Annotated in this window: 18 protein-coding genes and 1 pseudogene; 10 read left to right on the top strand and 9 right to left on the bottom strand. The window is 66.1% G+C overall.

Annotated elements, in window-relative coordinates; all coding sequences use genetic code 11:
- Nucleotides 1-132 precede the first annotated feature (132 nt).
- On the top strand, nt 133-384 hold the full coding sequence (locus FUT88_RS13105) for a hypothetical protein (protein WP_147215698.1): 252 nt from the start codon (nt 133-135) through the stop codon (nt 382-384).
- A 13-nt stretch (nt 385-397) separates the two neighbouring features.
- On the opposite strand, the gene FUT88_RS13100 is transcribed toward FUT88_RS13105, so the two are convergent.
- The 3 genes from FUT88_RS13100 to FUT88_RS13090 form a co-directional block, all read right to left on the bottom strand.
- Entirely contained in the window at nt 398-1,219 is an 822-nt protein-coding gene (locus FUT88_RS13100; protein ID WP_147215696.1) for a siderophore-interacting protein, read from the bottom strand.
- A gap of 98 nt (nt 1,220-1,317) precedes the next feature.
- Nucleotides 1,318-1,986, bottom strand: a complete 669-nt coding sequence (locus FUT88_RS13095) for a PadR family transcriptional regulator (protein ID WP_147215694.1) — start codon at nt 1,984-1,986, stop codon at nt 1,318-1,320.
- A 104-nt stretch (nt 1,987-2,090) separates the two neighbouring features.
- Complete coding sequence (locus tag FUT88_RS13090) at nt 2,091-2,609, bottom strand: MarR family winged helix-turn-helix transcriptional regulator (protein ID WP_147215693.1); 519 nt, start codon at nt 2,607-2,609, stop codon at nt 2,091-2,093.
- A 77-nt stretch (nt 2,610-2,686) separates the two neighbouring features.
- Here FUT88_RS13090 and FUT88_RS13085 point away from each other — a divergent pair, with 77 nt between their 5' ends.
- The 4 genes from FUT88_RS13085 to FUT88_RS27170 are packed head-to-tail and all read left to right on the top strand — an operon-like array spanning nt 2,687 to nt 4,252.
- On the top strand, nt 2,687-3,184 hold the full coding sequence (locus tag FUT88_RS13085; protein WP_147215691.1) for a carboxymuconolactone decarboxylase family protein: 498 nt from the start codon (nt 2,687-2,689) through the stop codon (nt 3,182-3,184).
- Nucleotides 3,181-3,630, top strand: a complete 450-nt coding sequence (locus tag FUT88_RS13080) for a GNAT family N-acetyltransferase (protein ID WP_147215689.1) — start codon at nt 3,181-3,183, stop codon at nt 3,628-3,630. The genes FUT88_RS13085 and FUT88_RS13080 overlap by 4 nt, the downstream gene beginning before the upstream one ends.
- Nucleotides 3,627-4,091, top strand: coding sequence for an FMN-dependent NADH-azoreductase (locus FUT88_RS27085; protein WP_410003879.1), 465 nt, complete (start codon nt 3,627-3,629; stop codon nt 4,089-4,091). The genes FUT88_RS13080 and FUT88_RS27085 overlap by 4 nt, the downstream gene beginning before the upstream one ends.
- The gene (locus FUT88_RS27170) at nt 4,091-4,252 is read left to right on the top strand and encodes a hypothetical protein (protein ID WP_410003878.1); all 162 of its coding nucleotides are present in this window, start codon (nt 4,091-4,093) and stop codon (nt 4,250-4,252) included. The genes FUT88_RS27085 and FUT88_RS27170 overlap by 1 nt, the downstream gene beginning before the upstream one ends.
- 31 nt (nt 4,253-4,283) lie before the next feature.
- Here the strand turns inward: FUT88_RS27170 and pcp are convergent, their stop codons facing one another.
- The 3 genes from pcp to FUT88_RS13060 all read right to left on the bottom strand — a co-directional run bounded on the left by pcp (nt 4,284) and on the right by FUT88_RS13060 (nt 7,018).
- Complete coding sequence (pcp, locus tag FUT88_RS13070) at nt 4,284-4,931, bottom strand: pyroglutamyl-peptidase I (protein ID WP_147215687.1); 648 nt, start codon at nt 4,929-4,931, stop codon at nt 4,284-4,286.
- 79 nt (nt 4,932-5,010) lie between these two features.
- Nucleotides 5,011-5,430 carry a MarR family winged helix-turn-helix transcriptional regulator gene (locus tag FUT88_RS13065; protein ID WP_027679426.1) on the bottom strand — a complete coding sequence of 140 codons (420 nt, stop codon included), beginning with the start codon at nt 5,428-5,430 and terminating at the stop codon, nt 5,011-5,013.
- A gap of 85 nt (nt 5,431-5,515) precedes the next feature.
- A complete protein-coding gene (locus FUT88_RS13060; protein ID WP_261797145.1) occupies nt 5,516-7,018 on the bottom strand; it encodes a hypothetical protein in 1,503 nt (500 codons plus the stop codon).
- A gap of 287 nt (nt 7,019-7,305) precedes the next feature.
- Between FUT88_RS13060 and blaOXA the strand changes: the two genes are divergently transcribed.
- Both blaOXA and FUT88_RS13050 read left to right on the top strand, forming a co-directional pair.
- Nucleotides 7,306-8,121 (top strand): OXA-60 family carbapenem-hydrolyzing class D beta-lactamase, encoded by an 816-nt coding sequence (gene blaOXA, locus FUT88_RS13055; protein ID WP_147215685.1) that lies wholly within the window; start codon nt 7,306-7,308, stop codon nt 8,119-8,121.
- Nucleotides 8,122-8,292: 171 nt separating this feature from the next.
- Entirely contained in the window at nt 8,293-8,736 is a 444-nt protein-coding gene (locus tag FUT88_RS13050; protein ID WP_147215683.1) for a hypothetical protein, read from the top strand.
- Between the two features lie 48 nt (nt 8,737-8,784).
- Here the strand turns inward: FUT88_RS13050 and FUT88_RS13045 are convergent, their stop codons facing one another.
- Complete coding sequence (locus FUT88_RS13045; RefSeq protein WP_147215681.1) at nt 8,785-10,398, bottom strand: glucan biosynthesis protein; 1,614 nt, start codon at nt 10,396-10,398, stop codon at nt 8,785-8,787.
- 194 nt (nt 10,399-10,592) lie between these two features.
- On the opposite strand from FUT88_RS13045, the gene FUT88_RS13040 reads away from it, so the two are divergent.
- Complete coding sequence (locus tag FUT88_RS13040; protein WP_147215679.1) at nt 10,593-11,735, top strand: serine hydrolase domain-containing protein; 1,143 nt, start codon at nt 10,593-10,595, stop codon at nt 11,733-11,735.
- Between the two features lie 27 nt (nt 11,736-11,762).
- Here the strand turns inward: FUT88_RS13040 and FUT88_RS13035 are convergent, their stop codons facing one another.
- Entirely contained in the window at nt 11,763-12,233 is a 471-nt protein-coding gene (locus tag FUT88_RS13035) for a DUF1854 domain-containing protein (RefSeq protein ID WP_186829299.1), read from the bottom strand.
- Between the two features lie 23 nt (nt 12,234-12,256).
- Nucleotides 12,257-14,563: an ABC transporter ATP-binding protein gene (locus FUT88_RS13030; RefSeq protein ID WP_261797144.1), complete on the bottom strand. Its 2,307-nt coding sequence runs from the start codon at nt 14,561-14,563 to the stop codon at nt 12,257-12,259.
- A gap of 289 nt (nt 14,564-14,852) precedes the next feature.
- On the opposite strand from FUT88_RS13030, the pseudogene cphA (FUT88_RS13025) reads away from it, so the two are divergent.
- Both cphA (FUT88_RS13025) and cphA (FUT88_RS13020) read left to right on the top strand, forming a co-directional pair.
- Nucleotides 14,853-17,512: pseudogene (cphA, locus tag FUT88_RS13025) on the top strand (cyanophycin synthetase).
- Nucleotides 17,513-17,565: 53 nt separating this feature from the next.
- Nucleotides 17,566-20,133, top strand: a complete 2,568-nt coding sequence (gene cphA, locus FUT88_RS13020; RefSeq protein WP_147215675.1) for a cyanophycin synthetase — start codon at nt 17,566-17,568, stop codon at nt 20,131-20,133.
- Nucleotides 20,134-20,290: the final 157 nt, after the last annotated feature.

Genomic DNA, 20,290 nt, shown 5'->3' with positions numbered 1-20,290 from the left:
GGCGACGGGCTAAAGGTGATGCCTGGGCCGCCAGTTGATCTCGATCAAATCTCGCGGCCTCGAGCAGATGGGCATGCCCGTTGCTAGCTTGCTGGCAATGCGCCGTTCAGGCGCTGCAGACGGAGGAACGAGGTGCACAAAATCTGTGGAGACGTTGAGATCGTCCCGCGTGTGGTGCCTGCCGGCGGGCGGGGCTGGGAGGCGCGCGTCGAAGTGGTGTTCCGCGGCACGGAAGGGCAATCGTTGTCGGGTTCGCAGCCGGTGCGGCCCGGATGCACCTTCGGCTCGCCGCGCGAAGCGATGGATGCGGCGCTGCTTTACGGGCAACGCCTGCTGCGCGACTGGGTGCGGGGTGCCACACCCAGTGCGGAAGTCGCCACCTGAGGCGACGCCAGGCTCAGCGCGCCTCGGCCGCCTTGCGTTCTTCGCGCGAGAGCCCGGCCGTCCAATAGCCCTTGGCGTCGATCGCGTCGCGCGGCACGGCCCAGGCGCCTTCGAGCAGCGTCCGGACTTGTTTGAGCATGGATGCCTCGCCGGCCAGGAACACTTGCGGCGTGCCGGCCGGCATGGCCTGGGCGCTGAGTGCGCCGACCATCATCGCGCCGGCGTGCGCCGTATCGCTTTCCACCCAGTGGATGCTGCGGCTGCGGGGGTGCGCGGCGAGGGCGCCTTCCAGCGGCAGGCGCGCCCGGGCGTCGCCGATGGCGATGTAGGTCAGGACCTGCGCGTGCTCCGGCAACGTTTCCAGGATGGCGAAGATGGCGGGCAACGCCGTTTCGTCGCCGATCAACAGCGTCCACGGCGCCGCCGGGTCGGCACGGAAACCGCGCTTGGGGCCGGCAAATTCGACTTCATCGCCGGGGGCCGCGTGCTCGAGCCACCGTGCTGCGGGACCGTGTTGCGCGGCGGGCGTTTCGTCGTGCACGACGAAATCAATTTCCAGTTCATCGCGGGCCGCGTCATAGCGGCGGATGGTGTAAGCACGCCCCAGCGTGCGGCCGGCGCCTGCGGCATCGTGCGGAAACATCAGCTTGATGGCCGCGCCGGGCGCAGCGCCGGCCAGATCAGCGAGATCCGTAGCGGCCACGCCGGTAAACACCACGCGGCGCATGCGCGGCGAGAGTGTATGGATGGCGCGCACACGCATGCGGCGTGTGGCGGGTTTGACGGAACCGAGCAACTGCGACATGAGACCTTGTGTGCGATTGAAGGCAAACATAGATGGCTGCGGAGTGAACCGGCTGAACGGACTGGACTGACGCGGTGGCCCGGGCGACCGAACAACGCCCGGGGGCTGAACAGATTGCTGCCTGCCGCTTAGCGCTCGTCGGTGATTTCCTTGAGGGCACGTAGCAGGATGTCTGCCACGCGTTGCTGTTCTTCGCGCGAGGCGAAGCGTTTTTCCATGAGGGCGAACTTCAGGCGCCAGCGCGCGGTGCGCAGCGGGTCGTGGCCCGTGTCCGTCCATTCGGCGGCGTTGTCGGTTTCGCGGTCGAACGCCATGGCTTCGTTCATGCGCTTGACGCGCTCGCCCATGGCGCGCAATTGCGCGAGGATGGCGTCGGCACTGTGCTGACGCTCGGCCAGCCATGTTTCGCCTTCGGGGGTGATGCCGTAGCGCTTCTTGTTGCCCTCGGCCGTGACAGACGCGAAACCGTGATCTTCCAGATACGACAGCGCTGGGTACACCATGCCCGGACTCGGCGTATAGAAACCGAGCGAATGCTCTTCCACCGCCTTGATCAACTCATAGCCGTGGCGGGGCGTGCCCTTGAGGAGCGCCAGCAATACCAGCTGCAAGTCTGCTGAACTGAGGCGACGACCGCGCCAAGGGCTGCCGCCTTCGTCATCGCCTTCGCCGTAGCCGCCGGGCCCGCCAAAACCGCCCATGCCACGTCCGAAACCGTGTCCGCCGTGACCGTGACGGCCCATCATGAAGTGTTTCTCGATCCACATTTTGTGGTGATGTCCGAACCAACCGCGCATTGCCATTCTCCTGAAGAACATCATCAGATATATCGTAAGATACATCGGATGATAGTGGCGGCGATCCGGAAGTCAAGGACAGCGGAGAAAAAAAAGAGTGAGGATTACGAAGACGGCTTGTCGCTACCGAGTTTGGCGACGTGTACGAGCCAGCGCCGCACGACCTCTTCTTCCTCGCACGTGAACCCCTGCAGCAGGTCCTGTTCGATACCGCCCGAGCGTTGGCGGCACGCGGCGAGCAGCGCTGACCCTTCAGGGGTGACATCGATGTGCTGGATGCGACCGTGCACCGCGTGGGGCCGGCGCGTAATGGCGCCGCTGCGCTCCAGATTGGTGACGATCACGCTCACTGTCTGAGGCGTCAGCATCGTGAGCCTGGCGAGATCGGCATTCGAGATACCCGGATAGGCGCGGAGCATCGTGAGCACGAGGAATTGGGGCAGGGTGACGCCCACGTCAGCCATGGCGCGCTCCATGCGCAGCCTCTGGGCCGCGCTGGCCTGACGCAGCAGGTAGCCAAGATAGCCTTCTTCACCGCGCTTGCCCTGGCCGGGCTCCGGAATGGAAGGCGGATTGCGTGGCATGTCGTTTTCCTTGCCCGCAGGCGTGGAGCGCTTGCTCATGATGTCAGAGTTCGAATATGATGTTCGAGCACTGATATTACCACTCGTCCTGCGCGAACCCCCAACAGGAGCCAGACATGGAAGATCTCTCCCCTCGCATGGATTACCCGGAATTTGTCGATACTGCCGTCGGCGTGGCCCCGGCGCTGCAAGCGCTCGGCAAGGCGGTGGACGCCTCTGGGCTGGAAAAGCCGCTGACCGAGCTCGTCAAGCTGCGCGCATCGCAAATCAACGGCTGCGCGTTTTGCGTGCAGTTCCACCTGAACCTGGCGCGCAAGCTGCGCGTGGCGCCGGCCAAGCTCGACCTGGTGGCGGTCTGGCGCGACACGCCCGCCGTTTTCACCGCACGCGAGCGGGCTGCGCTGGCTTGGACCGAAGCGTTGACCACCTTGGCCCGCGCCGCCGGGCACGGCGTCGAAGACCATGAATACGCCGCCGTGCTGGAGCATTTTTCCCCGACGGAAGTCGCCTTCCTGACGGCCGCCGTCGCCAACATCCAAGCGTGGAACCGGATTGCCGTTGCGATGCGCTTTGCGCCGCAGGTGCCGGCCGCCGCCGGCGCTGAGGCTGCATGATCATGGACGTCATCTGCCCAATTGAGGACGAAGCCGCGCTGCGTGCCTGCTTTCCTGTCATGCATCAACTGCGGCCGCATCTTGCCGACGCCGACGAGCTCGTCACGCGCTGGCGCCGGCAGGTGGAAGACGGTTATCGGCTCATCGCCGTCTGGCGTGACGGGGTGCCGGTTGCGCTGGCTGGCTATCGGCAGCAGGAGAACCTCGTCTACGGCCCGTTCCTGTATGTCGACGATTTGGTGACCGATGCCGACCTGCGCAGCAGCGGCCTCGGCAATGTGTTGATGGACCACCTCAAGGCCGAGGCAGAGCGCCTTGGGTGCGCACGGCTCGTGCTCGACACGCCGCTGTCCAACGTGCTCGGCCATCGTTTCTACTATCGCAACGGGTTGCTCGCGGGCGCCTTGCGCTTTGGCATGAACACGCGACCGGGAGCTGCCCGATGACCACACTGCTGCACGTCACCGCAAGCCCGCGCGACGACCGCTCGCACAGCCGCCGTGGCGGCCGGTTGGTGGTTGCACAATTGGGCGAAGCCGTGGGCGGCTTGCGTGTCATCGAGCGCGACTTGGCAGCGACACCGCTGCCGCACCCCGATGCAGGTTTCGTCCAAGCCAGCCTCATGCCCGATGCCGACCGTACCGCTGCGCACCGCGCGGAGCTTGCGTTGTCGGAAACGCTGATCGGCGAACTGGAAGCGGCGGATGCCGTGCTGATCTCCACCCCGGTTCACAACTACACGGTGCCTTCAGCGTTGAAAGCGTGGATCGATCTCGTGGTGCGGCCCGAACGCACCTTCCGCCGCACGCCAACGGGCAAGGTCGGCATGCTGGCCGATCGTTCGGTGCTGGTGGTGTCCGCTTCCGGCGCAACTTTGACGGCGCCCACGCGCAGACCGATTTCCTGATGCCGTATCTGCGTTACGTGTTCGCCACGGTGGGCATCCACCAGGTGGAAGGTATCCGCTTGCAGAACACCGCGCGCGGTGCGGATTCCGTTGCGCAGGCCTTCGAACGGTTCCGGCAGGAGCTGGCCGCGCGGATGTTGCTTGTGCCGCTGGTGGCGTGAGTCCGTCAGGCCGTTCGCGGCGTTGCGCGTGTCAGTGGACGGCCCCGCCGCTGACCTTCAGGTCTGCCCGCGTAGCCAGCGCTGTACGCACCGCCAGACGAATCCCTTCGATTTGCGTATCGATCGACAGGCTGGGCCGGCCCGTATGCCGCGCCGCCAGCTCGGGCGTGGTCGGCACGTGGATGAAGCCGCCGCGCACGCGCGGCGCGCGCGTGGCGATGTGGTGCATCAAACCGTAGAACAGGTGGTTGCAGTTGTAGGTGCCGGCACTTTGCGACACGCCCGCCGGCACGCCGGCCTCGCGTAGCATTTGCACGATTGCTTTGATCGGCAGCGTGGAAAAATACGCCGCCGGCCCATCGGGCACCACAGGCGTATCGACGGGCTGATTGCCGGCGTTGTCCGGAATGCGTGCATCGATCACGTTGATGGCCACGCGCTCCACCGAGATCTCAGTTCGGCCGGTGGCCAACCCGAGCGCGAATACCAGGGTCGGCGATGTTGCCTCGATGGCGTCCACCAATTGTTCGTTGGCGAGACCAAACACGCACGGCAGCTGCCGCGCCACGATAACCGCGCCATCCACCTGCGTGCCGTCGAGTGCCTGCGCGATGTCCCACGAAGGGTTGGTGGGGTCGGATTCAAACGGCTCGATGCCGGTGACGAGAACGGTAGTCATGCGCGCGCTCCTGGGTGATATGCGTAGCGATGCAACTATTTGCCGATCAAAAAGGCGGCCATGGCCGCCCCCGTTTGTCTTACGTGTTCAGTGCACTCCGAACGTCGCGGATGGCCTGCACCGTATCGTCGAACGCGCTTGCGCCGACGTGCTCGCGCAAGCGCCGCGCCACCTTGGCGCTGGCCGCCTGCAGCGCGGCTTCCACTGCTCGGGCCGCTTCCGTGGGGAACAGGTTCCACTCGCGGCCATCCTCTGCGGAGGGCTGGCGCTCCACCAGCCCCTTGGCGACCAAGCCATCGACAAGACGCGTGGCCGTGGGCCGCGCAATGCCCAGCACCTCGGCCAGTTCGCGGTTGAGCACGCCGGGTCGTTTGAGCACCACGCGCAGCACAAAGCCTTGCGGCGGCGTCAGGCCGAACGGCGCGTACGCTGCCGCCCATTCGCGTTCGACGGAGCGCGCCAGCGCGGTGGTGTTGAAGTACAGGCAGTGATCAAACATGTGCGGCAGTCTAGCGACGGATCGTTAGGGATGCAACGAATTTATCCATCCATCGATCTGCTGGGAGTGCAGCTCGGCGTACGACTCAGGGCGGCGTTTCCGCCATCTGCGTCAGCTGCTTCAGTGCCTGGACGAAGTACGCGCGATCGTGTGGCGCCAGGTCTTGCATGGTTTGTGAGAGGCGCTCCATCGTCGTGCGCACGGTGGTGTGATCGCGGTCTGCGTGGGCGAACCACGCCAGCTCCAGCAGCAACCCGCTCACCTGCACGTGGCCGTAGCGATGCCGGCCGCTGTCGTGCTCGCGCAGACGCAGCGCGGCCACGTCGGTCCAGCGCTGCGGCCAGTAGCGCGCGTCAAAGGCTTCGGCAAACGGTCCGGCCTGCGTGCGCAGGTCGCTCAACGTCAGCGCAGTGCGGCTTGTGTCTGCGCGTGCAATGCGCATGAGCGCGATGGCGTTCCACGCCGATTGCAGCGGCCCGCCGTTGCGCAGCGCCTGCCATTCGCTCATGGCCAGCCAACGGACGGCATCGACCGTGCCGCCGGCATGCGCCGCGTTGCCAAGCACATCACGCAGCAGCCAACACGTCATGCCGAGGTTGGCGGCTACTTGCTGCACGGCGTCGGAGGCTTGGCTTTCCAGCGCGGCAGCGAGCGCGGTTTCGAATTGCGCGACGATGCGCTGCGCGGCACGGGCGCGTACGTCCGATGCAATGCCGTCGGCATCGGCGTAGAGCAGGCGGGCGCGCTCGATGAGTGCGCTGAGGTTGTTCCACTCGAAACGGATCTGCGGGTGATAGCGCAGCAGGCTGCGGCCGGGTTCGGCGTCCGCCAGGCGCGCGAGCAGGCCTGCGGCAAGGTCGAGGTCGCGCCGGTCATACGCGCACCATGCGGTGACGATGCGCTCCATGGCCGCGAGGTAATCGTTGCCCAGCACATGGCGCTGCCGGCGGTGCGCGCGCAGTTGCGAGAGCAAGGCGCTGGCGCGTGTCGAGTCGCCCAGCCGGCGCGCGGCCATTGCCTCGCCCAGGGTGACGAGGGCGCGCTGGAAGTCGTTGTCTGCGGCGTCTCCGGCGTGGCGCAAGGCGAGCAGGGCGCCGCCGCGCTCGGTGTCGGAGGTGCTTGCGCCGGTGCTCAGCGCATGCAGCAGGCGGCCTTCGCGCATGGCGTGGCGCGCGGTCAGAAAAGCGTGCCAGAAAGCCGGGTTTGGCGTGCCGGGCGCGGGCCCGGAAAGTGCGCTGGCGTTGGGTTCAGCGCCGATGTCCGGGCTGCGCTCCGGCGCGGCGATACCAAGGAAGGCGCGCACATCGGTGTCATCGGCAATCCGTCCTTCAACCAGGCAGATCACGCGTGCTGCGTCTTCAGGCGTAAGCCAGAACGGGCCCTGGCTGCGCTTGTCTGCGTTGAGGAAGCGCGGCTCGCGATCGCGCTGTTCACCCCAGCCGGCTTGCACGCCCCAGTTTTGCCAGTCGCGAAAGGCGCGGCTGATCATCATGCGCTGCGTGCTGGCGTCCGACACGGCGCCGCGCAGGTCGGCCAGGCGCACCAGCGGTTGTTCCGGCGACAGACGATGCGCGTAGGCCAGCCGCACCAGCAGCCACAGGCTCTGGAACGGCGCGCGCGCCCATCCACGGTTTGCGGCGTGGTCAGCTCGACATGGAGGGCGGGCAGGGGCGGAGGCGTCATGCAAACAATCTGGCGAAGCGAAAACGTGGCGCCATTGTGCGCCAAGCTCGTTGTTACAGGCGTTACGCGCGTGACGTGAGGCGTGCCTTGCACGCTGGCGGCTGCATGGCGCGCTCCCTACGATGCGCAGCGCCGGCTCTTGTCCGCATCGACGCGAGCCGGCAGCCATTCACTCATTTCATGGAGCCCCTCATGTTTTCTCGCTGGTCGAAGACCTTTGCGTTTGGCCTCACGGCCTGCGCCGTTGCCCTCAGCACCGCCACCGCTCATGCCGAGCTGGTGGTGCGCAATGACCTCAAGCGCGTGTTCGACGACGCCGGCGTCTCCGGCACCTTCGTGCTGATGGACATCGGCGCCGACCGCACCTATGTCGTCGATCCGGCGCGCGCCGCGCGGCGCATCCATCCGGCATCGACGTTCAAGATTCCGAACAGCCTGATCGCCTTCGACACCGGGGCCGTGCGCGACGACCAGGAAGTGCTGCCCTACGGCGGCAAGCCGCAGCCTTACAAGCAGTGGGAGCACGACATGGCGTTGCCCGAGGCGATTCGCCTGTCGGCCGTGCCGATCTACCAGGAGGTGGCGCGCCGCGTCGGTTTTGAGCGCATGCAGGCCTACGTCGATGCATTCGACTACGGCAATCGCCAGCTCGGCCGCGTGATCGACCAGTTCTGGCTGCGCGGCCCGCTGGAGATTTCCGCGTTCGAAGAAGCACGCTTCACCAGCCGCATGGCGCTCCGGCAGTTGCCGGTGAAGCCGCGCACGTGGGACATGGTCCACCGCATGCTGCTGATCGAGCAGCAGGGCGATGCCGCGCTGTATGCCAAGACCGGCGTCGCCACCGAATACCAGCCGGAGATCGGCTGGTGGGTCGGCTGGGTCGAGCGTGCCGGGCGCGTCTATGCGTTTGCGCTGAACATCGACATGCCGCGCGAGGGCGATATGGCCAAGCGTATTCCGCTGGGGAAGCAGTTGATGCAGGCGCTGGAGGTGTGGCCGGCGCCATGAGCTGCGCGCCTGCAGCTTTGTCCATCTGACCCGCAATCAGGGATGCCCGCAATCCACAATGAGATCGATCCTGAGGACGATGCGAATCGTAAAAAACTATTGCGCCGGTCCGTCGGAAAAGGAAACGGGCGGACGCGACACATCGCCCAAGGGTCGGGCATCGGGGGTCTTATGTTCAGGGTCTACAAGGCAGCGGCCGTTGCCATGGCGGCGGCCGTCAGCGCGAGTGGCGCGCTTGCGGGCGGCAGCCAAGGCGGCGTGATCTATTTCACGGGCGCCATTGTCGAGGCCGGATTCCGTGTCCAGCCTGCGCTGCAGGCGCCGGGCCCGGGCGAGGGGCTGCAGGCGCGTCGCTCTGCGTCCGGCGATCAGGTGGTGTTGGACTTCCGCTCGACAGCGGTGCGCGTGGTGCCGATCGATGTGTCGGTGGAGGCGCGCACCGCATCGTCGCTCAAGCCCCTGCGGGTGGGCGATGCACACGGCAAGGCCGACGTCCTGGTGAAATTCGGCGGCTTCAAGGCCCACCTGCTGACGGCAAACAACGGCACGCTCACCTTGTCGCGCGCGCCCGGGGCGGAGCCAGCGCTGGCGGTGGTGACGCTGTCCTACCAGTAATGAAAAAGGCGGGAATTCCGCCTTGTTTGTTGAGCGCTGCGATGGCGTTTACGACGCCACCGGCCCCACCGGCGATTGGAACGGGTGGTACTGGTACAACCACGTCTCCGACAGCGGCTTGCCGTCCACACGCAAAAACAGCCGCATGTCGACCGGTTCCTTGCCGTCGACCGTTAGGTCGAACTGCGCGCGCCAGTGCCCCGGCACGCCATTCGGCACGGCTTCGGTAAACACATACGAGAACGTGCCGCGCGAGGTGCTGAGCACGGCCTCCGGCTTGGTGCCGAACGGCAGCTTCTCCAGCGGGCCGCCCTTGAACTCGACCATGAATTTGCGCACGCCGCGCGGCCGCGGCTGGCCAGGTTGCCCGCCGTTGCCCATGCGCGTGGCCACGCAGCGCGCCAGTGGCGTCGGATACGGCTCATCGGCCAGCCAGTGCAGGCGATAGCGCAAGCGGTACTGGCTGCCCGCCCGCGCCGGTGCCTTCGGTACCCACATGGCGACGATGTTGTCGTGGATCTCGTCGTCGGTCGGGATTTCGATGAGCTGCACGGCGCCTTCGCCCCAGCCTTCCAGCGGCTCGACCCACAGGCTCGGGCGGCGCTCGTAGTGCACACCGTCCTGATAGTTGTTGAAGTCGCGGTCGCGCTGCAGCAGGCCGAAGCCGCGTGGGTTGTTGTCGCCAAAGGCAGACGCCATCGTGCGCGGCGGATCGTTCAGCGGGCGCCAGATGCGTTCGCCGCTGCCGGTCCAGAGGGCCAGGCCGTCGGAGTCGTGCACCTCGGGGCGCCAATCGGTGGCGGTGCCCTTGGCGGTTTCCGAGAACCAGTACATCGACGTGGCCGGCGCGATGCCGAAGCGCTCGACGTCCTTGCGCAGGAAGATGGCCGTGTCGATGTCCATCACCACGCCCTTCGTGCGGTGCATCACGAAGCGATATGCGCCGGTGATGCTCGGGCCGTCGAGCAGCGTGTAGATCGTCACGGAATCGGCGCGGTTGTCTGCCGGCGTGTCGAACCACACGTGCGTGAAATTGGGAAACTCCTCCGGCTTGCCGGCCTGCGCCACGTCGAGCGCGATGCCGCGTGCGGAAAGCCCGTATTGATACAGCTCGCCGATGGCGCGGAAGTACGACGCGCCCAGGAAGGCGACCCAGTCGTTTTTCTTCCAGTCGAGTTTTTTCTGGTCGCCCAGGCGGCTTTCCTGGAAGCGGAAGCCGGCAAAACCGCTGCCGCGCGGCAGTTTGCGCGCGGGGCTGTCGGCAGGCATGTCGAAGTACGACTCGTCGTAGACGATTTCGCGGGCGGCGCCTTTTTCCACCACGTGCATGCGCACCGGCGCGCGGAAGAACGTGCCCAGGTGGAAGAACGTCACCGGAAACTGGCCGGGGCCGTCGGCAAACAGCGCGTGGGCGGTGTCGAACTTGATCTTGCCGTGCGCTTCGTAGTCGATCTTGGACAGGATGTCGGCCGGCGCCGTGGCAGGCGGCGTGTACGGTTTGCCGGCCATCGTGCGGGCGCGCTCGATCAGCGCATCGAAAGAAAATGGCGCGGCATCGCCGAGCTTGACGCGATCGGCGGCCAGCGCTTCGGGCGTGATGCCGAGCGCCGCCAGCGTGGCGGTAACGGAGGCCGAGGCAAGAAGGGTTCGACGTGTGACCATAGGTGCCTGTGATGTGACTGATGAACAAGAAGGGTCCGACATGGTAACGCGGGGCCGGGTTCCAACGCGGGCCGAGGGGTCCACCGGATGGCCGGTCCATTGCTGATCGGGGGTCTGAATCGCCCATTCATCGCAAAGGGTTTGATTCTTCAAGTGCGGGTTACGATACTTGGCGCCACATCAAGGGGGCTGGGATGACGCTACGGCTGCGCACCATTGGCATCGCTTTCGCATGGGTTTGCACGGTATACGGCGCGCAGGCGGCAACTTGCGAGGCGCCCGCCCAGTTGAACGACGGCTGGCAGATCGAAGTCGACCCCTCCGCAGCTGGCTTCGATGCCGGTCACTTCTGCACCGTCCTGCGCAATTTCGCCGATGCCGATATCAATTTCCACAGCCTGCTCGTGGTGCGTCATGGCCGGCTGGTGGGGGAGGTTTATCACCCGGGCAAGGATGAGCGCGTGAAGGACCTGTTCCGCACCACGCGCACGTTCGATGCCAGCACGCTTCACGACATCCGCTCCATCAGCAAATCGGTGACGAGCCTGCTGTGGGGTGTCGCGCAGGGGCAAGGCAAGACGCCGCCGCTCGACACGCCGGCGCTGTCGCTGTTTCCGGGGCTGGCGGAACTGAATCGCGATGGCCGCGAAGCGATCACGCTCTCGCAGATGCTGTCGATGTCGAGCGGCCTGGCCTGGAATGAATGGCGTGCGACGAGCCTGTTCAACAACGACGAGTTCGGGCTGTTTTGGCACACGTCTCAGGCGCATTACGTGTTCGATCGCCCGATGGCGGCGTCGGCGGGCACGCAGTTCAATTACAACGGCGGCAACACGGCGGTCCTGGCGCAGTTGCTGGCCGAGCGCGTCGGCATGCCGTTACCGGAATACGCACGCAAGCAACTGTTCGAACCGCTGGGCATCACCGACTGGGAATGGGTCGACGACTATCGCGGCCGCCCGCTGGCGTTTGCGGGCGTCCGCCTACGGCCCCGAGACCTGGCACGCATCGGCCAGCTCGTGCTGCAGCACGGCCAATGGAATGGGCGGCAGCTCGTGCCCGCCGAGTGGATTGCCGACTCCACGCGTCCGCACATCGACACGGGCATGGGCCTGCAATACGGCTATCAGTGGTGGCTCGGCAAGGTGGTGGCGGCCGGCACCGAATACGCGTGGATCGGCGGCATCGGCAACGGCGGCCAGCGCCTGTGGATCGTGCCGGGGCTCGACATGGTGGTCGTCACCACGGCGGGCGATTACAACCAGCGTGCGATCTGGAAACAGGCCGAAAACCTGCTCAACGAGGTGATGACCGCCGTGCAGCCGTCAGCTCGGTAACGGCTGCGCGGCTGCCCCTCAACGGGCTTACAGGAACCGGTCGAGGATCTTGCGGCTGTGCTTGTCGAGCGACAGCAGATCGCGGATCAGGTAGTGGATGCCGTGGCTGTCGGAAATGAGCAGCGTGGTGCCGGTCAGGCGGCGGATGTCTTCTTCGCCGCGCAGCACCAGGTCGGTCTGGCCGCGGTCGGTCTGCACCGTCCACGTGCTCGGCGTGGCGTAGGTCGATACGCCGACGATCTTGCGGATTTCGGGCATGAATTCACGCGCGCCGAGTTCGGCATCGATCAGTGCGCGCATGGGCGCGGGCAGCCCTGCCGGCTGCGTGATCCATGCCAGCTCGCGGCCATCGGTGCTCATCAGGCTCAAGCCCTCGTCGGCGGCGGAGATGGGGAAGGCGCGCACGGGCACCACGCCTTCATGCACGGTGCCGTCGGCCAGGGTCATGACAAGCTTGCCGAAGCCGTTGCGGCTCAGGGTGAAATCGGGCGTTTGCATCGCAGTCATTTCAGAAGAGGGGATCACTGCGCGTAAGCCGGCGCGGCGGCGTCCACGCGCTCGCCGTCGCTGGTCAGATCGGTGTCGGCGTCGACATTGCGGGCCTGCGCCTGATACAGCTTGTAGTACGCCCCTTCGCGCGCGAGCAGCTCATCGTGGTTGCCGACTTCGACGATCTGGCCGCGATCCATGACGACCAGGCGATCTGCCTTGCGCAGCGTCGACAAGCGGTGCGCGATGGCAATGGTTGTGCGGCCCTGCACGAGGTTGTCGAGCGCCTTCTGGATTTCCTTCTCGGTGGTCGTGTCCACGGAAGACGTGGCCTCGTCCATGATCAGGATGCGCGGGTTGATGAGCAGCGCGCGCGCAATCGAAATGCGCTGCCGCTCGCCGCCCGACAGCGCCTGGCCGCGTTCGCCCACCAGCGAGTCATAGCCGTGCGGCAGGCGCAGGATGAACTCGTGCGCATGGGCGGCACGTGCGGCGGCGATGATCTCTTCGCGCGTGGCGTCGGGCTTGCCGTAGGCAATGTTGTCGGCAATCGTCCCGAAGAACAGGAACGGCTCCTGCAGCACCAGGCCGATGTTGCGGCGGAATTCCGAGACGGGCAGCGAACGGATGTCGGTGCCGTCCAGGCGGATCGCGCCTTCCGACACATCGTAGAAGCGGCAGATCAGGTTGACGAGCGTGCTCTTGCCCGAGCCGCTGTGCCCGACCAGCCCGATCATCTCGCCCGGCTGGATCGACAGGTTCAGGCCGCGGATCACCGCGCGGTTGCCGTAGCGGAAGCCCAGGTCGCGCAGTTCGATCGCGCCGTTCACCTTCTCGATGTGCACGGGCTTTGCCGGCTCCGGCACGCTCGATACGTGGTCGAGAATGTCGAAGATGCGCTTGGCGCCCGCCGCCGCCTTCTGCGTGACGGACACGATGCGGCTCATGGAATCCAGGCGCGTGTAGAAGCGGCTGATATAGGTCAGGAACGCCACCAGCACACCGACGGTGATGGCGTCGTGGCTCACCTGCCAGATGCCGAAGATCCACACCACCAGCAGGCCGACTTCGGTCAGCAGCGTGACGGTCGGGGTAAACAACGACCACACCGCGTTGACGCGATCGTTGATCGCCAGGTTGTGCTTGTTGGCCTCGGCAAAGCGCGTCACTTCGCGCTTTTCCTGGGCAAAGGCCTTGACCACGCGGATGCCCGGAATCGTATCGGCCAGTACGTTGGTGATTTCCGACCAGATCCGGTCGATCTTCTCGAAGCCGTGGCGCAGGCGGTCGCGCACCAGGTGGATCATCCACGCGATGAACGGCAGCGGCACGAGCGTCACCAGCGCCAGCCATGGGTCGATCGAGACCAGGATGACGGCCGTCATGGCGATCATCAGCACATCGGTGGCGAAATCCAGCAGGTGCAACGACAGGAACACGCTGATGCGGTCGCTTTCCGAGCCGATGCGCGCCATGAGGTCGCCCGTGCGCTTGCCACCAAAGTATTCGAGCGACAGCTTGAGCAGATGCTCGTAGGTGGTCGTGCGCAGGTCGGCGCTGATGCGCTCGGACACGCGCGCCAGCAGATAGGTGCGCGCCCAGCCCAGCACCCACGCCACCAGCGCGGCGCCAAACAGGCCCGACAGATAGAGCGTCACCAGCCGGTAATCGACGGGTTGCCCGTTCTGGTAGGGAATCAGCACCTTGTCCATCAAGGGCATCGTCAGGTACGGCGGCACCAGCGTGGCGGCCGTGCCGATCAGCAGCAGGGCGAAGCCGGCCAGCAATTCCCACCGATACGGCCGGGCAAAGCGCCACAGGCGTAGCAGTGCCCAGGTCGAGGGCGGCTGCTCCAGTTCACGGCTGCATTGCGGGCAGTTGTCTTCGCCGGGCGGCAGGGGCGCCTTGCAGGTCGGGCAGATGTCCGCGTCGGGCTGCGCGGCCTGTGCACCGGTGGTCAGGGCGTTGCGCTGGGCGTCAAAGGCGTCGGCCAGCCGCAGCGCGTCGGCGTTGCGGCCCAGCGTGTACCGCCAGCTGGCCAGCCGGCGCTGACCGTCGGACAGCTCCAGCGTGCCGACGCCGGCGTGGTCGCTATGGGCAAGCGTCATGCCAGGAGCGATGTCCCAGCTTTGCAAATCCTTTTCACCGGGCGCTTGGCCGACCAGGCGGCGGTTCGTAACCGCCAGCCACCCGTGGGTAAAATGCAGCCTTGCGTCCAAATCCAGCTGCAGCCCGGCCAGGACGGTTTCTTCTGGAGCGAGACTCGGAGCCAGCACAACACTCCAGGGTTCCTGAGCGCGGGCGACGGTGGGGGCGGACGATGGGGAGGACTGGGTCATCAGTGGCGCAAAGAATTCAAAAAGCGCGTCCAAATGGCCAAAAAACAGCCCAAAACGGGAAAAGGACGAACATAAATCGAGGCAAGAGCGCGGCGTCGCAATGGTTGCGGCCTGCAAATTTTGCTCGCAAGTATACATAGCCACGCCAGCACGGCATTTGGTGCGCTGCACAACACACTCCGGGCTCAAGACGTCAACGCCGACGCCGTTGTAACGTTATTGAAAGGTAACGGTTCGATTTCACGGACCAATTCACGGGTACATCGCCCCCTGCTTCCAAGCAAATTCAATGAAGAAGAAGGACATTGAGATTCTCGATGTCATGTCGCTGCGCGGCCCGAATATGTGGACATATCGGCCAGTGCTGGAGGCATGGGTCGATATTGGTGAACTGGAGGATTTCCCTTCCAACACGATTCCCGGGTTCTACGAGCGCCTCTCGACATGGCTCCCAACGCTGATCGAGCACCGCTGCAGCCCCGGCGTGCGCGGCGGTTTCCTGATGCGCCTGAAGGAGGGCACCTGGCCGGGCCACATCCTGGAACACGTCACCCTCGAATTGCAGAACCTGGCCGGCATGCCCGGCGGTTTCGGCAAGGCGCGCGAGACGCCCGTGCGCGGCGTCTACAAGGTGATCGTCCGTGCGTGGCACGAAGACGTGACCCGCGCTGCCCTGTTCGCCGCCCGTGATCTGGTCATGGCGGCCATCGAAGACCGCCCGTACGACGTGGACGCCGCCGTCGAAACGCTGCGCGACCTGGTGGACGAACATTGCCTCGGCCCCAGCACCGCCTGCATCGTCGACGCCGCCGATGACCGCAACATCCCGTCGATCCGCCTGTCGGACGGCAACCTCGTGCAGCTTGGCTACGGCGCACGCCAGCGCCGCATCTGGACGGCCGAAACCGACCGCACCAGCGCCATTGCCGAATCGATCTCGCGCGACAAGGACCTGACCAAGAGCCTGCTGCAGTCGTGCGGCGTGCCGGTGCCGGAAGGCCGCATGGTCGACAGCGCCGAAGATGCCTGGGACGCGGCCGAAGACATCGGCGTGCCGGTGGTCGTCAAGCCGTACGACGGCAACCACGGCCGCGGCGTGTTCACGAACCTGATGACGCGCGAAGAGGTGGAAACGGCCTACGCCGTGGCCATCGAGGAAGGCAACGGCGTGATCGTCGAGCGCTTCGTCTCCGGCAACGAGCACCGCCTGCTGGTGGTGGGCGGCCGCGTGGCGGCGGCGGCGATGGGTGAAACCGCGTCGGTGGTCGGCGACGGCACTTCGACCATCGAAGAGCTGATCGAATCGCAGATCAACTCCGACCCGCGCCGCGGCAACACCGAAGAACATCCGCTGAACTGCGTGCGCCTGGATTCGGCTGCGCGGCTCGAACTCAAGCGCCAGGGCTATGCCGACGGCAGCGCCGTGCCGCCCGCGGGCCGCAGCGTGCTGATCCAGCGCAACGGCAACGTCGCCTTTGACGTGACCGACCGCGTGCATCCGAGCGTGGCCGCGCATGCATCGCTGGCCGCACGCGTGGTCGGGCTCGACATTGCCGGCGTGGACCTGGTGGCCGACGACATCTCGCGCCCGCTGGATGAGCAGCGTGGCGCCATTGTCGAAGTCAACGCCGGGCCCGGTTTGCTGATGCACATCCGGCCCGCACAGGGCGAGCCGCGCCCGGTGGGCCGCGCGATTGTCGATCACCTGTTTTCCGACAAGGACGGCGCGCAGGACGATGGCCGCATTCCCATCGTCGGCATCACGGGCACGAACGGCAAGACCGTCGTGGCCAAGCTCGTCGCGCAGATGCTGCAACTGTCGGGCAGGCACACGGGGCTGGGCTGCAGCGACGGGCTGTACCTCGATCGCCGCCAGGTGGAATCCGGCGCGCGCACCGACCGCGCCGCGTGGGACGCCTGCCATCGCATCCTGATGAACCGCGCCGTGGAAGCGGCCGTGTTCGAGAGCGATAGCGGCATGATCCTCTCGCAGGGGCTGCCGTATGACCGCTGCCAGGTGGGCGTGGTGACCAACTTCGGCAAGCCCGATCACCTGGGCGATTTCTACGTCGAAGACGACGACCGCATGTATAGCGTCCTGCGCACGCAGATCGACGTTGTGCTGAAGACCGGCGTCGGCGTGCTGAATGCCGCCGATGCGCGTCTCGTTGAAATGGCCGATCTGTGCGACGGTGATGTGATCTTCTTCGCGTTGTCGGGCGATCTGCCGGCCATTACTGAGCATCGCGCCGCCGGTAAGCGCGCCGTATTCGTGCGCGACGGCAAGGTCGTGCTGGCCACCGGTCCGGCTGAAGTGCCGCTGGCCGACGTGTCCGCCATTCCGCTGACCTACGCCGGCCGCGTGCCGTTCCAGCTTGAAAACGTGCTGGCGGCCGTGGCCACGGGCTGGGCACTGGGCATTTCGAACGACCTGATGCGCGCCGGCATCGTCACCTTCGACGTGGGCCAGGTCGATGTGCCGGGCCGCTTCACGCTGTTCCAGCACCACGGCGCCACGATCGTGGTGGACGACGCGCACAACGCGTCCGCGCTGGAAGCCCTGGCGGCTGCGCTGGACAATTTCCCCGCGCAACGCCGCACGCTGGTGTTTGGTGCCGGCCTGCAGCGCCGCGATGAAGACGTCGTTGCGCAAGGTACCGTCATCGGACAGACGTTCGACCGCGTGCTGCTGTGCGAAGACGCCAGCGTCAAACGCGCCGATGCCGAGTTCGAGCGCCAGGCGCGCGCGCTGCTCAAGCAGGGTCTGCAGGCGGCGGTCGCGTGGCCGAAGTCGTCGTCGATGGCGGCAAGCGCCGCGATGTCGTCGACGCCGCGCTCTCGCAGCTCACGGCAGGCGACCTGCTGGTCCTGCAATGCGACGAATGCGCCATCGAGGGCACCGTCGAGCAGGTTCACCAGTGGATGGGCCGCGCCGAATCCAAGGCCTGACGATCGGGCCTGAGTCAGAAAGAACGCCCAAAGCACAACGGAAAGCTGATTGCATGGAAGTCTCTCGTATCCGGGCCTTGCGCGGCCCAAACCTCTGGTGCCGCCATACGGCCATCGAGGCCATCGTGGCCTGCTCGGACCAATCCCAACTGCTGGCCGAGCTGCCGGGCTTTGAAGACCGCCTGCGCGCGCGCTTTCCGGCGATTGGCCCGATGCGTCCCGACGACGAAGCCGATGCGCCATCGATTGCGCACGCGCTGGAAGCCGCTGCCCTGGGCCTGCAAGCTGCGGCCGGTTGCCCGGTGACGTTCAGCCACACCGAGCCCACGCTCGAACCCGGCACCTACCAGGTCGTCGTCGAATACAGCGAAGAAGAAGTGGGCCGACTGGCGTTCGAGCTGGCCGGCCAACTTTGCCTGGCCGCCCGCGACGACCAGCCGTTCGATCTGGACGACGCGCTGCATCGCCTGCGCGAGCTGGACGAAGACGTGCGCCTTGGGCCGAGCACCGGTTCCATCGTCTACGCGGCCGTGGCGCGGGGCATTCCGTACCGCCGCCTGACGCAGGGCTCGATGGTGCAGTTCGGCTGGGGTAGCAAGCAGCGCCGCATCCAGGCCGCCGAAACCGACATGACCAGCGCCGTGGCCGAATCCATCGCGCAGGACAAAGACCTGACGAAGACGCTGCTGCATGCGGCGGGCGTGCCGGTGCCGCTGGGCCGTTCGGTGCGCAGCGCCGAAGAGGCGTGGGAAGCCGCGCAGGAAATCCACGGCCCCGTGGTGGTCAAGCCGCGTGACGGCAACCAGGGCAAGGGCGTGGCGGTGCGCATCCGCACGCGCGAAGAAGTGATGACGGCGTACGAAGTGGCCGCCGACATCTCTTCGGACGTCATCGTCGAGCGCTACATCCCCGGCCATGACTTCCGTCTGCTCGTGGTCGGCAAGCACCTGGTGGCCGCTGCGCGCCGCGACCCGCCGCAAGTCATCGGCGACGGCAAGCACACCGTGCGCGAGCTGGTGGACGAAGTGAACCGCGACCCGCGCCGCGGCGAGGGCCACGCCACGTCGCTCACGAAAATCCGCTTTGACGACATTGCACTGGCCACGCTCGCCAAGCAGGGCCTGACCGCCGATGCCGTGCCGCCGAAGGGCACGCGCGTGGTCTTGCGCAACAACGCGAACCTCTCCACGGGCGGCACCGCCACCGACGTGACCGACGACGTGCATCCCGCCATCGCGGCGCGTGCCGTGGCGGCCGCGCAGATGGTCGGCCTCGATATCTGCGGCGTGGATGCCGTGTGCGAGACGATGCTCAAGCCCTTCGAAGACCAGGCCGGCGGCATCGTTGAAGTGAACGCCGCGCCGGGTTTGCGCATGCATTTGCAGCCGTCATACGGCAAGGGCCGCGCCGTGGGCGAGGCCATCGTCTCGACGATGTTCGCCGACGGCGACGACGGCCGCATCCCCGTGGTCGCGGTGTCCGGCACCAACGGCAAGACCACGACCGTGCGCCTGATCACGCATCTGCTGGCGTCCAGCGGTCTGCGCATGGGCATGACCGGCACCGACGGCGTGTACATCCAGGGCCAGCGCATCGACACCGGCGATTGCAGCGGCCCGCGCAGCGCGCGCAACGTGCTGCTGCATCCGGATGTCGATGCCGCAGTCTTCGAAACCGCGCGCGGCGGCCTGCTGCGCGAAGGTCTCGCGTTCGACCGCTGCGATGTGGCCGTGGTGACCAACGTGGGCGAAGGCGACCACCTTGGCCTGAACTACATCAGCACGGTGGAAGACCTTGCTGTGCTCAAGAGCGTGATCGTGCAGAACGTGGCACCGCGCGGCATGGCGGTGCTCAACGCCGCCGACCCGATGGTCGCGCGCATGGCCGACGGCTGCCCCGGTTCGGTCACGTTCTTCGCGCACGATCCGGGCCTGCCGACCATGGCGCTGCACCGCGCGCAGGGCAAGCGGGTGGTGTTTGTCGACGGCGCCGAGATCGTCGCCGCCGAAGGTGCCGACGAAACGCGCATCGCACTGGCCGACATTCCGCTCACGCGCAACGGCACGATCGGCTTCCAGGTGGAAAACGCGATGTCGTCGATTGCCGCTGCATGGGCCCTCGGCATCGACTGGGCGGTGATCCGCCGCGGTCTCGCCACCTTTGTGAATGACGCCGCCACTGCGCCAGGCCGCTTCAACCTGTTCGACTACAAGGGCGCCACGCTCATCGCCGACTACGGCCACAACCCGGATGCCATCCAGGCACTGTGCAACGCCGTGGCAACCATGCCGGCGCAGCGCCGCATGGTGGTGATCAGCGGTGCCGGCGACCGCCGCGATGAAGACATCCGCAAGCAGACGCAGATTCTTGGCGGCGTGTTTGACGATGTCGTGCTGTACGAAGACCAATGCCAGCGTGGGCGTGCTGACGGTGAAGTGCTTGCGTTGCTGCGCGAAGGACTGCAGGGTGCATCGCGCACGAGCCGTGTTGAGGAAATCCGTGGTGAATTTCTGGCCATCGACACCGCGCTGGGGCGGTTGCAGCCCGGTGATCTCTGCCTGATTTTGATTGATCAGGTGGAGGAGGCGTTGGAGCATATTGCGCGGCGCGTTGCTGAGTAAATTAGAACCCCAGTGAAGTTCGCTGGGGTTTTGTTTTTGGTTTTGTGGTGCATCCCTTGTTTCATCCCCTGCCGGGGCTGACTCACTTTCTTTGGTTTTGCCCAAGAAAGTAAGCAAAGAAATGACGCGCCCGAGATGGCGAAAGACTCCTTGAATT

The organism is Ralstonia sp. TCR112 (assembly GCF_007997035.1).
In the GTDB taxonomy this organism is placed as follows: domain Bacteria; phylum Pseudomonadota; class Gammaproteobacteria; order Burkholderiales; family Burkholderiaceae; genus Ralstonia; species Ralstonia edaphi.
The sequence above is the reverse complement of the archived record's forward strand: the minus strand, read 5'-3'. Positions and strand labels throughout refer to the sequence as shown.